The organism is Cytobacillus sp. C11.1 (assembly GCF_058145115.1).
In genome coordinates, this window is the sequence record NZ_CM176935.1 from 4,923,367 (window position 1) to 4,939,009 (window position 15,643).

19 protein-coding genes are annotated in these 15,643 nt (G+C 39.7%); 3 read left to right on the forward strand and 16 right to left on the reverse strand.

Annotation, left to right across the window (positions count from 1 at the left end):
- Positions 1–39: 39 nt before the first annotated feature.
- From AC3ZVC_RS24500 to AC3ZVC_RS24555, 12 genes are all read right to left on the reverse strand, one after another.
- On the reverse strand, positions 40–1,164 hold the full coding sequence (locus AC3ZVC_RS24500) for an MBL fold metallo-hydrolase (protein WP_490065652.1): 1,125 nt from the start codon (positions 1,162–1,164) through the stop codon (positions 40–42).
- 38 nt (positions 1,165–1,202) lie between these two features.
- Complete coding sequence (locus AC3ZVC_RS24505) at positions 1,203–1,781, reverse strand: sulfurtransferase TusA family protein (RefSeq protein WP_490065653.1); 579 nt, start codon at positions 1,779–1,781, stop codon at positions 1,203–1,205.
- Positions 1,782–1,816: 35 nt separating this feature from the next.
- Positions 1,817–2,293, reverse strand: a complete 477-nt coding sequence (locus AC3ZVC_RS24510) for a DsrE/DsrF/DrsH-like family protein (protein WP_394136593.1) — start codon at positions 2,291–2,293, stop codon at positions 1,817–1,819.
- Positions 2,294–2,730: 437 nt separating this feature from the next.
- Entirely contained in the window at positions 2,731–3,864 is a 1,134-nt protein-coding gene (locus tag AC3ZVC_RS24515; protein ID WP_490069000.1) for an MBL fold metallo-hydrolase, read from the reverse strand.
- 66 nt (positions 3,865–3,930) lie between these two features.
- Positions 3,931–4,227 (reverse strand): rhodanese-like domain-containing protein, encoded by a 297-nt coding sequence (locus AC3ZVC_RS24520; protein ID WP_490065654.1) that lies wholly within the window; start codon positions 4,225–4,227, stop codon positions 3,931–3,933.
- Positions 4,228–4,242: 15 nt separating this feature from the next.
- Positions 4,243–4,602, reverse strand: a complete 360-nt coding sequence (locus AC3ZVC_RS24525) for a rhodanese-like domain-containing protein (protein WP_214728390.1) — start codon at positions 4,600–4,602, stop codon at positions 4,243–4,245.
- Positions 4,603–4,714: 112 nt separating this feature from the next.
- The gene (locus AC3ZVC_RS24530) at positions 4,715–5,110 is read right to left on the reverse strand and encodes a metal-sensitive transcriptional regulator (RefSeq protein ID WP_490065655.1); all 396 of its coding nucleotides are present in this window, start codon (positions 5,108–5,110) and stop codon (positions 4,715–4,717) included.
- Between the two features lie 843 nt (positions 5,111–5,953).
- Positions 5,954–7,729: an arsenical pump-driving ATPase gene (gene arsA / locus AC3ZVC_RS24535; protein ID WP_490065656.1), complete on the reverse strand. Its 1,776-nt coding sequence runs from the start codon at positions 7,727–7,729 to the stop codon at positions 5,954–5,956.
- Positions 7,730–7,745: 16 nt separating this feature from the next.
- Complete coding sequence (arsD, locus tag AC3ZVC_RS24540; RefSeq protein WP_490065657.1) at positions 7,746–8,093, reverse strand: arsenite efflux transporter metallochaperone ArsD; 348 nt, start codon at positions 8,091–8,093, stop codon at positions 7,746–7,748.
- Positions 8,094–8,157: 64 nt separating this feature from the next.
- Positions 8,158–8,580, reverse strand: coding sequence for an arsenate reductase (thioredoxin) (arsC, locus tag AC3ZVC_RS24545; protein WP_490069001.1), 423 nt, complete (start codon positions 8,578–8,580; stop codon positions 8,158–8,160).
- A gap of 96 nt (positions 8,581–8,676) precedes the next feature.
- Entirely contained in the window at positions 8,677–9,975 is a 1,299-nt protein-coding gene (locus AC3ZVC_RS24550; protein ID WP_490065658.1) for an arsenic transporter, read from the reverse strand.
- Positions 9,976–9,988: 13 nt separating this feature from the next.
- Entirely contained in the window at positions 9,989–10,333 is a 345-nt protein-coding gene (locus AC3ZVC_RS24555; protein WP_490069002.1) for an ArsR/SmtB family transcription factor, read from the reverse strand.
- A 239-nt stretch (positions 10,334–10,572) separates the two neighbouring features.
- Here AC3ZVC_RS24555 and AC3ZVC_RS24560 point away from each other — a divergent pair, with 239 nt between their 5' ends.
- Together AC3ZVC_RS24560 and AC3ZVC_RS24565 are read left to right on the forward strand one after the other, a co-directional pair.
- A complete protein-coding gene (locus AC3ZVC_RS24560) occupies positions 10,573–10,902 on the forward strand; it encodes an ArsR/SmtB family transcription factor (protein WP_490065659.1) in 330 nt (109 codons plus the stop codon).
- Positions 10,903–11,153: 251 nt separating this feature from the next.
- Complete coding sequence (locus AC3ZVC_RS24565) at positions 11,154–12,014, forward strand: permease (protein WP_490069003.1); 861 nt, start codon at positions 11,154–11,156, stop codon at positions 12,012–12,014.
- A 52-nt stretch (positions 12,015–12,066) separates the two neighbouring features.
- Here AC3ZVC_RS24565 and AC3ZVC_RS24570 read toward each other — a convergent pair whose 3' ends face one another.
- The 4 genes from AC3ZVC_RS24570 to AC3ZVC_RS24585 all read right to left on the reverse strand — a co-directional run bounded on the left by AC3ZVC_RS24570 (position 12,067) and on the right by AC3ZVC_RS24585 (position 15,150).
- Complete coding sequence (locus AC3ZVC_RS24570) at positions 12,067–12,555, reverse strand: STAS domain-containing protein (protein WP_490065660.1); 489 nt, start codon at positions 12,553–12,555, stop codon at positions 12,067–12,069.
- Positions 12,556–12,587: 32 nt separating this feature from the next.
- Entirely contained in the window at positions 12,588–12,890 is a 303-nt protein-coding gene (locus tag AC3ZVC_RS24575; protein ID WP_490065661.1) for a hypothetical protein, read from the reverse strand.
- 282 nt (positions 12,891–13,172) lie between these two features.
- Positions 13,173–14,585: a SpoVR family protein gene (locus AC3ZVC_RS24580; RefSeq protein ID WP_490065662.1), complete on the reverse strand. Its 1,413-nt coding sequence runs from the start codon at positions 14,583–14,585 to the stop codon at positions 13,173–13,175.
- A 244-nt stretch (positions 14,586–14,829) separates the two neighbouring features.
- Entirely contained in the window at positions 14,830–15,150 is a 321-nt protein-coding gene (locus tag AC3ZVC_RS24585) for a DUF3889 domain-containing protein (RefSeq protein WP_490065663.1), read from the reverse strand.
- Positions 15,151–15,353: 203 nt separating this feature from the next.
- Between AC3ZVC_RS24585 and AC3ZVC_RS24590 the strand changes: the two genes are divergently transcribed.
- The gene (locus tag AC3ZVC_RS24590) at positions 15,354–15,608 is read left to right on the forward strand and encodes a YhdB family protein (protein ID WP_490065664.1); all 255 of its coding nucleotides are present in this window, start codon (positions 15,354–15,356) and stop codon (positions 15,606–15,608) included.
- Positions 15,609–15,643 lie beyond the last annotated feature (35 nt).

Genomic DNA, 15,643 nt, shown 5'->3' on the forward strand with positions numbered 1-15,643 from the left:
GTTAGTATTAAAGTTAAAGCAAAATCCAATTCAAAAAAGTTATCTTACCGCACAGCGGTTTGGTCCGATTTCCATTTCACGCTGTTTCTCTTCATCCGGGCTGATTTTTCCCATATTTGTTTCACGGATTTCCTGATAAGCATTCGGCTGAGGAGGAAGGTTTTCAGAAACCAATTTTCTGAACTCGCCTTCATCTTTAATGTTTAATCCGTGGTTTTTAGCAAATAAAGTCCCAAGCTTTTCAGATACACTGCCATCTTCATTTAACTCATCAATGATCATGAAGTGTGCAGGCATAACAATTAATTCTCCTGATAGCTCTTTATAACGCTTGTAAAGTGTTTCCCTTAAATCTCCAGCCCAGTCACCAGCTTTACCCGCCAAGTCAGGACGTCCAATTGAATCGATGAACAGGATATCACCTGATAGAAGGTATTGATCATCAACTACAAAAGATGTTGAACCGATTGTATGGCCTGGTGAATAAACAGCCTGAATGCTAATCTTTGTGGAACCAATCATTACCTCGTTTCCATCTTCAAGGCGGTTATATTCAAATGTTACTTCCACGGCATCCTTAGGAGGAAGCCAGTATGAAGCACCTGTTTTTTCAGCAATTTTTCTTCCGCCGGAAATATGGTCAGCATGCAGGTGTGTATCAAAGACATGCTTGATTTCTGCATTCTTTTCAGCAGCAAAATCAGTAAATACATTAGTCATTCTAGTTGCATCAACGATTGCAGCTTCACCGTTGGAAATAACCATGTAAGATAGGCAGCCCTTGCCGATGCGGACGAATTGATACATTTCTCCGCCATCCTTCAAATCGCCTACTTTAACAGGCTCAAGATGCTCACTCCAAGATTTCATTCCGCCTTGAAGGTAAGAGGCTTCACGTCCTGCTTCTTCAAGCATGTCTGCAACCATTACGGAAGATCCTTCTTTTGCACACACTACTAAAAGCTCTTTATCCGCTGGAATTTTATCAAGAATAGGTTCTACTCCATCAAGAAGATCGAAGTAAGGAACATTTAAATATTCGAAGTTTTTACCTTCGATTTTCCAATCGTTAAAGTCACTTTCATTGCGGACATCAAGGATGAAAAGTTCTTCATTATTGAAAACTTTTTTCGTTACTTCTTTAGCTGTCATTGCTTTCGCCATCTTTATACCTCCTACCGTATCATTTCAGTTAAAATTTTTTAGTTAACTTTTGTTTCAGTTGGTCCATTCCACTCAGACATTCCAGGTAAAACATTAATTACGTTTGTGAAGCCTTTTTCGGCTAATGTCTGTGACGCCATATCACTGCGGCTTCCTGTACGGCATACAACGTATGTCTTCTTATCTTTGTTAAGTTCGCCGATGCGCTCTTCCAGTTCGCCGAAAGGAATTGAAACAGCGTTCGGAATATGGCCGAATGCAAATTCAGCTGGTTCCCTTACATCAAGAATGACAATATCTGAATTTGAGTCAAGCTCTGTTTGAAGCTCTTCATTTGAAGCAACAGTCTCAAAATTTGCAGCATCGCGCTCTTCATTTGCACTTGCTTTTCGGATATAATGCTTAAGCACATCTCCTTCTTCAATTGTTCCAAGGTACTGGTGGCCTGAGCTTTTAGCCCATGCCTGGATATCAGCCTTTGATCCTTTATCTGTTGCAAGAACCTCAAGTACTTCTCCAGGATTTAAGTCATTAATCGCTTTTTTTGTTTTTACAATCGGCATTGGGCATGCAAGGCCTTTCGCGTCAACTGTAAAATTTGTTTTTAATGCTTCCATTCAAAAAATCCCCCTATCATATTTGCGAAATTTGATTATATGAATAAGTTGACATTGCCATCTTCTGCATCAGCTAAGTACGCAGCAACACCGGCAAATTCAACGCCATCAATAATTTCATCTTGCTTAAAGCCGAGAAGGTCAACAGTCATTTGGCAAGCTACAAGCTTAACGTCCTGTTCTTTTGCCATTTCAATAAGGTCGCTTACTGGCATTGTGTTGTGTTTTTTCATGATATCTTTAATCATTTTAGGACCCATTCCAGCCATATTCATTTTTGATAGGCCCATTTTTTCAGGTCCTCTTGGCATCATTTTGCCAAACATTTTCTCCATAAACGATTTATTCACTTGAATTGGTTCATCTTTTCTTAAAGCATTTAATCCCCAAAAAGTGTGAAAAATCGTTACCTCGTGATCGTAAGCAGCAGCACCATTTGCAATAATATAAGCCGCCATTACTTTGTCATAGTCCCCACTGAAAAGAACAATCGTTGTTTTTTTCTTTTCCATTTGTTCTTCTTCCTCCCTTTACCCTAATAGGTATATATTTAATCAAAAAAATATTTGTATATTTTATTTTTACTGTGATAATAGTGTTAATACCTTATATCGTATTAATACCTTACAGGGTATATAATATCTTATATTAGATGATCTGTCAACAAGGCTTTTCCTTTTAATTATATATGATCTTTGTTGATTTCCCTTCCAGGCACTCAGCGAACCACGGACGCATGAGAGCTTCTCTGCGTTATACGCCTGCTGAGTTTCGATCCGCTTCTCCCGAAGGACACTGAACAAGCATCTTTGAATAAACTCCTGGCGAAGATGCCAATCCTTTTCGAGGATCTCCCGCCACACGCTTCAACCAACAAGTATTAAAATCATTAACTAGTTAACAAAGCCTTTGATAAAGGGGAGAAACATTCTCCCCTAGGATTTCAAAATTAATGTGTATGGTGAAGCACACAGCGGTTAGGACCGATCTCCAGTTCTTGCTGCTTTTCTGCTTCAGCCTTAATGACACCACGGTTAATCGCTACAATTTCCTCAAAGTTTGGAGGAGTTTCAGTATTAGCATTCGATATAACCATATCTACGAATTCTTCCTTATTTTTGTTCTGCATAAGTTCGTTTCGTGATCGGATATTTCCTAATAGGTCTCCAATAAAGCCTGCTTCGTTCATTTCATCATCCAAATCTGCATAATGTCCAGGAAGAACAATTACATCATCAGCAATCGCTGCAACTTTTTCATAGACTGTGTTAAATAAGTCCTGTGCCCATTCGGCAACTTTTCCTCCCAGGTCTGGGCGTCCAAGTCCCCCTACAAAGATTGTATCTCCAGAGAACAATAGCTTATCGTTCACAAAAAATGATACGCTGCCTGGTGTATGACCAGGTGTTTTAACTGCAAGTACTTCCAGCTTTACATCTTCATAAACGATTTCATCATGCTCTTCCAATGCGTTGAAGTCGAAAATAGCTCCTTCACTTCGCATTAGGTAGTATTTAGCCCCTGTGCGTTCTGATAGTTCTTTACCGCCTGAAATATGGTCAGCGTGTAAATGGGAATCTACAATATGAGTGATTTTAATCCCAGCTTTTGCTGCTTCTTCTTCGTATACTCCAGTAAATCTGGATGGATCAACCACCAGGGCTTCTTTTCCGGATACAACCATATAGGAGAGACATCCTTTTCCGACACGGATGAATTGGTATACCTTTACGTTTTCATCACGATATACTTCTGCTTTATATAAGTATTCGCTCCAGGATTTCATACCCCCTTGAAGATATGAAACGTTAGAGATTCCAGCTTCCTCCAAAGATTCAGCTACAAATTTTGAAGATCCCTCTTTTGCACAAACAACAAGAATTTGCTTATCGTTTGGAAGTTTTTCAAGAGCAGGTTCTACTCCGTCAATTAAATCAAAATATGGAATATTAATGGATTCTACTTTTTCCCCTTCAATTTTCCAGTCCTTATAATCACTTTCATTTCTAACATCCAGAATGAACAAGTCCTTTTTCTCAATTACAAACTCAGCAACTTGTTTTGCAGTCATTTCCTTCATAATTATTACCCCCATTGGTATATTTTAATTTAAAAAAATATTGCCAAATAGTCAAATGGCTTTGCCCGATTATTCTGTAGGGCCATCCCAGTTCATCATACCGCCAAGCATGTTAATTACACTAAAACCCTGGTCTTCAAGAAAGCGAGCAGCTAATCCGCTGCGGTTGCCTGATCGGCACACCAAAACATATTCTTTATTCTTATCCAGCTCATGCATACGGAATTCAATTAATCCAAGCGGAATATGGATAGCTGAAGGTATCTTTCCTTCTTTTACTTCATCCACTTCACGAACATCAATGATATCTAATTTCTCTCCGGCAGCTAGTTTGTGTTCTACTTCTTTAACAGTCATTGTTTTCATTTTATATCCTCCCCGTTATCTCCAGGCGCTTACTCCGCCTTTGATGTTTGTAATGTTTTTAAAACCCGCTTTTTTTAGTATTTTGCTTGCTTTGCTGCTTCTCATTCCGCTTTGACAAATAACAACTACTTCTTTGTCCTTTGATAGCTGCCCCATTTTCTGGTGAAGCTGATGAAGAGGCATGTTAACAAACCCTGGAACATGGAAGCCTTTAAATTCTGCAGGTGTCCTTACATCAATGTATTGCTTGTTTTTGTCCTTTAATTCATTCTTCAGCTGAGCAGTTGTCATCTGCTTTATGCCCTTTACCGGGATCAGCTTCTGAGCTAGAAGAATAATAAGCAGGGCGATAATAATTCCATTTACAATAGTCATTTGTTTACCTCCGAATTTGTGTGATTGTAAGTATTAATATAGTGTTAATCAATCATCATTATACCTCACAGGGTATATTGTAACTTAATAAAAAAAGGAAGTCAACTACCTTTTATCTGCTTTTAACAAGTAAGTTGACAGCCTCTTCAATCATGCTGGAATTCTCAGTTCCCTTTTCAGTGCTTTCGAGAATACATTGTTCAAGATTTGAACTGACGATAACTGCAATTGCTTTATCAATCGCTGACCGGGATGCTGTTAGCTGGGTAATGACAGATTTGCAATCTTTTTCTTCCTCCATCATTTTCAAAATGCCTCTTAGCTGCCCCTCCGCCCTTTTGATTCGATTTTGAGTTTTTGCATGGTATAACACAATATTCACCCCATTTATTTTTATTTTGGCTCTGTTAAATTTGCCTGTTGATTTCCACTGCAGGCACTCCCTTTCCGCGGGCGGTCCGACGCTCCTCGTCGCTTCGCTCCTGCGGGGCCTCCCTTTAATCCGCATTCCCGCAGGAGTCTCGTGCCTTCACAACGGGGTGCTAAAAAAACAACGATAAGCCTTTATTTTACACAATGGCATTCTGGCATTGAAAAACCGACTATTTTAAAACCCTTTTTGCGAAGCATCCTTATTCCCACATTTTTTTCTAATGGGCTGGAAGCAACCAAATGGATTTGGTTATGGGGTATTTCTTTAATGTGCCTATTTATATATGGAATCGGAAGATTCGATCGCCCCAGGTATTTCACAGTGGCAGGAATCATTATAATCCCTGACGTCCAGCAGGACAGTATCTTCTTTGGGACTGCACTTTTCCAAACTATAACATGGTATGTTTTTCACAGGGTAATACCTTTTGAACAACGGGATTATAAGTAACAACAAAGTTAGTAAAATATATAGCATTATAATCTCCTCTGAATGTATATTTTAAATACAATACATATATTATACCCCCAAAGGTATATTGTCAACCTATAAATCAAATTTTTTTAATCAAACAATTTAACACAACCTATAATAAAAAGACACCCCAAAAAATGAGGTGTCTTTTGCTTGCTGTTTAGCAGCAATCACTTTCATTACCTAGCAGGACAAGACCTTCTCTTTGTTGATCATGCTCAAGAGTCATGCCTTCTGTGTAAGATTTGATTTCCGGGTCAAAGGCAACCTGGATTTCATTGATGGTTTCTGTTATGTCATCTGCTTCCGGCTCATCCAGAGCCAGTCCAATCTGTGGGCCTCCTCAGCCATAGCCTGCAAAATAAACTCTAATACCACCCGTATTTTTCTCCTGAAGCACTTGCTTCAGCAGGTCACGGGCTCCGTCCGTAATTTTCAAGTCGTTCATCCTTTCTTCTTGTATATTTTCAGTAATTCGCTATAGCCAATTTGCTCGTCCTCTAACCATGGAATAACTGCAAGGTCCTTAGCCAGTTCATTCTTAACCTTAAGAATCCATTCTTTTTCATAAGCGGCCTTACCACGCAAAATGGGGTCTTCGGTATCCGCAGCATAGAAACTTTGATTTATGACCCACCATTTAGGCGATATATCTGCCCTTTTTAAATCCTCCTGGAGCCTCGCAGCTTCAAATACAGGGGTTGCTTCTGGAAGTGTAACAATTACAACCTCTGTTTCTTTAGTGTTCCTCAATTTAGGCAGCAGCTCTTTTACACTTTCAGGAACTTCACCAGTGGACCTCTCCAACTCTTTATGATAAGAATGAGCTGCATCCAGCAGAAGCAGGGTATGTCCGGTTGGGGCCGTATCAATAACTACCACTTCTTCTTTAGCCCTCGCCACTACCTCTGCAAAAGCTCTGAACACGGCAATTTCTTCTGTGCACGGGGATTCAAGATCCTCTTTGATATATGCGATCGCTTCTTCATCAAGCTTTTCTGATACCCTGCCCAGTACCTCTTTACGGTATTTTTCCACTTCATCCTTTGGATCGATGCTGCTAATTGTTAAATTGCCAAAGCTATGCTCATTGCCAAATATATGGGTTAAATGTGCAGCTGGATCTGTTGTTGTCAAATGGACACGTTTGCCCTTCTCTGCAAGTCCGACAGCAATAGCCGAAGCTGCAGTTGTTTTTCCAACTCCGCCTTTCCCCATTGTAAAAATAACATTTTTGTTGCTCTCGTGTAAATCATCTAGTACCGCCTGAAGAGAAGGAATTTCAATTCGGTCCTTTTCCTGGGCGATTCCAGACTCAGACTGGTTTTTAGTAAATAGTTTCCTTAATGATTGCGGGCCGGTCAAGGACCCAGCGATTAAAGGAACCGCGTATAGGGGGAGTTCTGCCAAATTAGCCGGCATGGCAGAAAGGGCTTTTTGCTGCTTTCTATAAAACGCTTCGGAAATGGTATCACCTTCTAATTCATTTTGAAGGATACCGTTAATTAACACAATCTGGCTTTTGATTCCTGTCTCGCCCAATTCCTTTGAGGCGCGATCTGCTTCCGCTAATGCAGACGCCTCCGGACGTGATACGAGAATCAGAGTTGTCTTTTCCCCATCTGATAGCGCTGCCAGAGATTTTGCATAAAGATCTTTTTTTGCACTCAATCCCGAAAGCGGTCCCAGACAGCTTGCCCCGTGTGTGCTCTCATTTAAAAAGTCCGTCCAGGCTGCTGGAAGCTGAAGCAAACGAAGTGTGTGGCCTGTTGGAGCAGTGTCAAAAATAATATGATCATACGCTTCATGAATTTCGGGATTTGCCAATAAGTTTGTAAACTCATCGAAGGCAGCGATTTCAACTGTGCAGGCACCAGAAAGCTGTTCCTCCATTGTTTGAACTACACTTTCAGGAAGCTTGCCCCGATATGGCCCGATGGTCCTTTCTCTATAGGCTCTTGCTGCCTCTTCAGGATCAAGATTACAGGCATATAGTTCATTGACATCTGGAACAGCGCTGATTTTATTCGTCAATTCCGTTTTGAAAACATCCTGAAGATTGGAAGCAGGGTCAGTCGATACAATCAGCACCTTCTTGCCCTGATCAGCCAGTGTAATAGCCAGCGCACTTGCGGTCGATGTTTTGCCTACTCCTCCCTTCCCCGTAAAAAACATAAAAGGAGTCATGACAATTTCTGCAGGATCGAATCGTTTTAACATTTTAAAACCTTCCCTCTTATAACAAGCTATTAGATGATTTTTTTGCCTCCAATATAGATGCGTTAACGCCAAACCATGAAGCCAGCTCCTCATTTGTTGGGTAACTGCCTTCCTTAACAGCTCTCCCGTCAAGAAGAATCAGCGGCAGCACATCAGGCCCCTTTTCATTTAAAAGCTTGCTGACAATTGGATTATTAACATAGACATCTGGCTCATTTCCCAGATTGTATCTTTTTATAGAAAAGCCTTTGCCTTCAAGAATAAATAATGCGGACGCCACTCTTGCCAGTTCCGGGTCCACGCTTGGTCCGCAAACGCCTGTCGCACAGCATAATGCCGGATCAAAGATTTCTAATTTCGCCATGTTATCCTCTCCTTTATGAAAATAGCCGGGAAAAGCCCCGGCTTGTATTAACTTTATGGCAGTTTTACTCGCCTGTTTCTTTAAACTTCTGGATTCGTTCGCCGATTTCATCACGAACACGCTGGAAAAATGCCCATTTCTCCTCTTCAGTTCCTTCAGCTCTCGCAGGGTCATCGAATCCCCAGTGAACACGTTTAACATGCGGAGGCGTGACAGGGCAATGATCTGCCGCATGTCCGCAAAGCGTAACAACCAAATCTGCGTTATTTAAAATTTTAGGATCAATTGTATCAGAAGTCTGATTTGAAATATCAATGCCTGCTTCCTTCATAGCTTTTACAGCGTTTGGGTTCAGGCCATGAGCTTCAAGACCTGCACTTTTTACTTCCCACTGGTCTCCCAAATGTTTTTTTGCCCAACCTTCCGCCATTTGGCTTCTGCATGAATTGCCTGTACATAAGAAATAGATTGTTTTTTTGTTTTCCATCATAATCATCTCTCCTTGGATTCAATTTAATTGTATTGCTGTAGAAGATAGCTGTTTCATTATGTTAATTCTTGATAATTTAACTTCCATCATTTATCAAGATATAATCAACAGCCATATATATAAGCCTGTTAAGGTAATGAATAAAGTAGGAATTGTTAAAATAATACCCACTTTAAAATAATAACCCCAAGTAATTTTTACCCCCTTGGTATTAAGTACATGCAGCCATAAAAGGGTAGCAAGTGAACCAATTGGCGTAATTTTAGGACCCAGGTCAGAACCAATAACATTTGCATAAATCAAAGCTTCCCGTATAGGACCGCTTGTGTTTGTGTCTGCTATCGCTAAAGCGTCAATCATTACAGTGGGCATATTGTTCATAAAGGATGATAAAATTGCTGCAATGAATCCCATGCCAATGGTTGCTGCAAATAAGCCCTGGTCGGCCACAGCCTGGATGACATCGGCAAGAACGGATGTCAATCCAACATTGCGGAGGCCATATACCACAACATACATGCCGATTGAGAAAAATACGATTGCCCATGGAGCTCCCTTTATAACGGCAGAGGTATGAACTGCAGGGCTTCTTCTTGCGATAAGCAAAAATAAGATCGCAATGGCACCGGCAATAAAGGAAACGGGTATTTCCAAAAACTCACTCGCAAAGTAGCCGATTAAAAGCACTGCCAGCACTAACCATGACAGTTTGAACATTCTTTCATCCTTAATAGCTTCAACAGGACGTTTCAATTGGGCCATATCATACTTTTTGGGTATGCTTTTTCTGAAAAATAAATACAGGACAAGAATACTGGCACCTAAACTGAAGAAATTCGGCACAATCATTCTTGATGCATACTCGGCAAAGCCGATATTAAAATAGTCAGCGGAAACAATGTTAACAAGGTTGCTGACTACCAGCGGCAGGGAAGTCGTATCTGCAATAAATCCACTCGCCATAATAAATGGAAGAATCATTGTATCTTTAAACTTCAAAGCTCTGACCATCGCCAGGACAATTGGCGTTAAAATAAGAGCGGCTCCATCATTCGCAAAGAATGCGGCCACTATTGCACCCAGGAGGGTAACAAGCAGGAACATGCGAAGTCCATTGCCCCCTGCATATCGGGCCATATGTAAAGCCGACCATTCGAAAAATCCGATTTCGTCTAAAATAAGTGAAATAATTATTAATGCTACAAATGTTAATGTGGCGTTCCATACAATTCCTGTTACATCGATTACATCCTGAAAGGACACGACTCCGGCTATCAGGGCCACAATCGCTCCGCCGACAGCCGACCAGCCAATACCAAGTCCTTTTGGCTGCCATATGACTAATGTCAAAGTAGCAAGGAATATAATGGATGCCAATATGACTGATGTCAAACCTTATCCTCCTCTATTCACAAGAAATTCGTTTTCCCTGTCTTTCTAACTCTTTAAGCTTCTCTTCCTGGCTTGGTAAAGCATCAAGCAGCATTTTTACAAATGAATAATACTCATGGCTCTCGTTCAGCGCATAAATGATCCACTGCCCTCTTCTGCTCTCTTTTACCAGGCCAACATCCCTGAGCTTTCTTAAATGCTGGCTGATAGCAGGCTGGCTCATCTGGAAAATTTCAGTGAACTCGCATACACAGCAATCATGCTCTGAAAGAATTCTCATCATCGACAAACGGGTCTTATCGCCAAGCAGCTTTAAAATGCCAGCAGCACGTTCAATATCCAAAGTTTGATCAGCAATCAAAACAAAATCACCTCTTCCTTAATTTCTTCAATATAATCATAAGTATCAAAAATATTAATTCCTCATCATTATATAAGTATATTCTTATATACGCAATTAAAAATTAATAAATGTTTTTATTCAGTCCCTCTTTCATAAAAATAAATCAATTTTTTTTGATATATTTAGTTGCACATTGCCACTATTGGAAGTATAATACAATGTATCAAAGGAATTTGATTTAAGGAGGATACACCATGGACAATATCATTCCTTTAAAGGATACTACTTCACTGGATGAAACTTTTTCTAAATATGAAGCGAAATTTAAAGCACTTGCCGATCAAAAACGCCTCCACATTTTGAATCTGCTGTGCAAACAGGAATCCAGCTGCGTTTGCGATTTAAGCGAACTTATTGAAATGCCGCAGTCCAAACTGAGCTATCACCTAAAGATTCTTCTTGATGCAGGATTAATTCTAAAAGAGACAAAAGGAACATGGAGCTATTATCGAATTAATCAAGAGGAAATTAATCACTTGCTATCTCCGGAGTTATGCTGCTTATTTAGACCTAGCTGCTGTTAGGTCCTAAATTTAGACTTTATATCAATTTTTTTTGATATATAAATCAATTTTTTTTGATAAAAAGGAGAAGATTTCATCTTTATTCAAGAACACTTCCTAAATGCCCAATTGAAACAGAAAGAACTGGAGAAAAAATCGCATCACTTAGGGAAATTTTCAAAAGAGCCGGTTAAAGGCTTAAATTCTAATCTCTTAAAAGAGAGGAAGTGCTGCACCGTTATACGTGAAGCATAATAAGGAGGATAAATATGATGGAGTTTCTAAAAAGCTTTTTATGGATTACGCTGGAGCTTACAATATTATTTGTCGGTATTTCATTTGCCATAAGCCTGCTGCAAGGATATATCCCTTATGAAAAAATTGAGAAGAAGTTAACCGGCAGGAACAAGTTTCTGGCCAGTGCAGCAGCAATTGCTTTTGCATTTATTACACCTTTCTGCTCCTGCTCCACTATTCCTGTTGTGGTCAACATGCTAAAAAACAAGATTCCCTTTTCAATTGTCATGATCTTTCTTTTTGCTTCCCCTGTATTAGACCCGACAATATTAACGATAATGGGTGTTGTCATGGGCTGGAAGGTTGCAATTATATACACTGTGATTACTACCGTTTTTTCTTTTATCATTGGATTCTCTTTGGAGAAGCTAGGCTATCAGCAGTATGTAAAAAATGTAATCATGACAGGACATCAGGAAAAACAGCACAAATTCAACTGGTCCTTCGCATGGCAGGAAACTTTAAGCCTTATGAAAAGTGTGTATCCATACCTCCTCATTGGTGCCGCTATAGGAGCAGGTATACACGGGCTTGTACCGGATGATTTTATAGCAAAATGGTTTGGACATGATGCGTGGTGGCTAATACCTGTTGCATCGATTGCCGGAATTCCACTTTATATCCGTTTATCAAGTATGATTCCGATTTCCCAAATTCTTATCTTAAAAGGAATGGCTCTTGGCCCTGTCATGGCTATGATGATCAGCTCAGCCGGTGCAAGTCTTCCGGAGGTCATTCTTTTAAAATCCATTTTCCGCAAACAGCTTGTGATCGCCTTTATTGCTTCAGTCATCACAATGTCGACAATATCAGGATTTATTTTTTATTTAATATAGGGAAAACAAAAAACTGTTCATTCCGCCTGAACAGTTTTTTCTTCTGGCTATATTATTGCGTTAAATGGTCTATAGCCTGTTTTAAGTTCGTGTATATCGGTATTTCATCAAGTCTTACTCCACTTTCAACAAATGATTTGCTTAGCTCTGGCCTGATTCCGGTTACAAGAGGAGATACACCGAGTAATTTTAGGCTCTTAACAAGCTTTTGAAGGGTTTCGATCACCAATGGTGTTGCCATATACACACCCGATACATCTAAAATGAGGTGTGCATACCTCTGCTTAACACTGACAGACAAGGCCTCTTCAATTAAAATTCCTGACCGAACTTCATCAATTTCGCCAATAAGCGGCAAAATCGCTATATTATTAGATATCGGGACAATCGGTACAGAAATTTTCAGGTACTGGCTTTGTGATTCTTTTATTAGCTCTTCCGCATGTTTTATAAATGCGTTTGTAAAACCGTATGTAGTAATGGTGATAATTCTGTCCACTCTGGATATTACCTCAATCAACGAAGTGGCTGGCAATTTCATTTCTTCTGCCTTCGTTAAGATAAAGGTTGTTATCACATCTTTATATAGTGTAGTACTTTTAATCGTACCGCCGAATATCCGCCTGTTTGAACAGATATATACCCTACTTCTTCTCCCCATGTTTCAGCCTTGTCCCATACTTTATCATCAATCAATCCTTTGCCGACAATCGTCACTAAATGAGAGAATGTCTGTAACGCATTATCTCTGGCTTCCTCTTTAGAAAGCTCATTTTCAAAATGGACCATTAAGGAATCCAGCATCTCCTGTGCCAGCTCTTCTGTTTTTTCCAAAATTGAGCTGCTTAATAACTCTTGTACTTTTCCCTGCTCCATGTTTTCATCTCCGTCCTGAGAGGTATCTCTATAACATTTGTACCTGATAATAATTTACCTCAACTTGGCCAGAATGAAAATAAAATTATACTAATGAATAGTTCTTTCAAACCTATCTCCTTTTTTAATAGAAGGCGTGTTAAATCTCAATGTTGATTTAGTGCCCTGTTGATGGGAGCGGAAGCAGAAGGCGCGTGCCAGAAGCGCAAGGCAAATTTAACTTAGCCAATAGAAAAAACGAATCACAACATGTGTGATTCGCGGTTTCCCTCAGATAGATACTTACAGATACTTCCTGTGAATACTCTTTCCATCATATGTGAAGAGCATGTTTTTGCCTTCAACGATTGTTTCCATATGGACACTGCGGCCCCATAGCTGGTGCACGTAAGGGAGGACCTTTTCAAGATATTTCAGATCGAGCTCAACGCCCTCAAACCAATGCTTTAAGTATAGTTCTCCATTTTTCATATAATCGCCGTCATTGACAGTCAGGTATGGGAAGCCCCCGTTTACGCGCATGCTGACAAGCTGATCGCGGACATGCTCCCACTGCTTATCAACAACTTTATAATCCTTGCCCTGCTTTTGGAATAGATACATATCTTCCCTCATTACAAGGTCCTTTGTTAAGTAATTCCGTAAAAAGGAAATATCAGACTCAATTTCACGGACCTCGAACATCTTCTCTCGGCCCGATCCCGGCTCTACACCGCGTCTTTTCATTTCTTCTGTTGGGTTGTCGTATCTTTCTTCAATATCCTCGAAAATTTTAAGGCCAAGATAATATGGATTAATTCCGGTTTTTGAAGGCTGTACAACCCCTGCGTTCAGTTTAGCAAATTCAAGCGCTTCTGCAGATGTCAAATCCATTTCTCGCAAAATCCGCTGATGCCAATACGAAGCCCAGCCTTCGTTCATGATTTTTGTTTCGAGCTGCGGCCAAAAATAGAGCATTTCCTCCCGCATCATGGTTAGGATGTCCCGCTGCCAATCGGTAAGCTCCCTGCTGTAGCTCTCTATGAACAAAAGCAAATCCTTTTCCGGTTTTGGAGGGAACTTTTTTTTCTTCTTTTTAGGCTCACGTTTATTATTTCGTTCATCGAGACCCCATAAATCATCATATGGACTTGGTGCTACAGTATCACCGCTGCTTTCATTTTCATCTTCCATATTCCAGGCCAGCTTTGGCCTCATTAGCGATGGATCGATATGCTCTTCAATAGCGAGCACTGCATCCAGAAAGGTTTCTACTTCTTTCTTTCCAAACTCAATTTCATATTGCCTGATTCTCTCAGCAGTTGCTGCCATACTCTCCACCATGTCACGCTTGGTGTTTTGGAAGCGGACATTATTTTTAAAGAAATCACAATGTGCTAAAACGTGAGCGACAATTAATTTGTTCTGGATGAGCGAGTTGGAATCTAGCAAAAAGGCGTAACAAGGATTAGAATTGATTACCAGCTCATAAATTTTTGATAATCCCAGATCATAATGCAGCTTCATTTTATGAAACTGTTTTCCAAAACTCCAATGTGAAAATCTTGTCGGCATTCCATAAGCGCCAAAAGTATAAATAATTTCCGCAGGACATATCTCATATCGCATAGGGTAATAATCCAAGCCAAAGCCATTAGCAATTTCAGTAATTTCCTGAATGGCATATTCCAGTGATTTATTATCGTCTTCGCGCATTGCCACTCCCCCTTTTAGTCCTTAACATAATCTATGAACAAAATGGGGGATTAATGATTTTGTGATAACCTTTTATAAAGCAAAACCGCTTCTTATTTCCATCAAAAGTAAAAACCGCTACAAATAGCTGCAGCGGATAATAAACGTAAAGGTCAGGTTTACAGTATTTTTCACAATCTTAGACGAAGAGCAATGCTTTTTTTCGAAAGGCAATACCTAAAAGTGTTAATCATTATAATTGAGCTTACTGCTGTAATTTTCTCTCTGCTGTTAAGCTGACCAGTTTATTACTTTCAAGGCTATGGGTTACTTTTACCAGCACGGTTACCGGCTTGCCATTTTCTTTTACTGTGAAAGTAAAGGTATCCGTTACATCTGTTTCAGATACTTTCTGCCTTCCGCCATATTGGTAATCCACCACTTCTTCTCCTGGGTAATCTTCCTTTACTACCGTGATGGCGATACGTCCATATTTCTCATAATCAGGCTTTTGAACAGCTCCTGCCAATGAGCTTCCTCCAGTCAATATGCATAACATCATAAGAATTGATAAGAACTTTTTCATGTTAGCCTCCATTCTTTTGCCATTAAGATTATTTTTCGCCTGGTCCATATTTTTATGTATGCTTTTATTGAGATAAAACGAAATTCTTTATACAGGTAAAAGATGAAAACCTCTTTAAATCAACAAGTCCAAGATTTACTGCGGAAGAAATATCATCTTCATCGCAAACTAAAATCATCTCCTGAAAGAGGAGGCAAGGACAAATGAATAAAGTGGATTATGATCGTGCGTTATACTATACGCACCGATCGGAATGGGATAACTTGTTAATATTGATGGTCAGAACAGAAGATCAGTTCCTTTCGAAGAAAATTGAACACTTTCTTCATGCCTACAATTTTGAAAAAGACTATTCCGTTATTGAGAAACATTTATATTCTTTGTTAAGATACATCGACCATGCCAACGAATTATCGGAAGAACAGCTGCCAGACGCTTCTTTTTATGAAATAACTTAAAACCTAAATCAAATGAATTCCACCAATAAAAAACA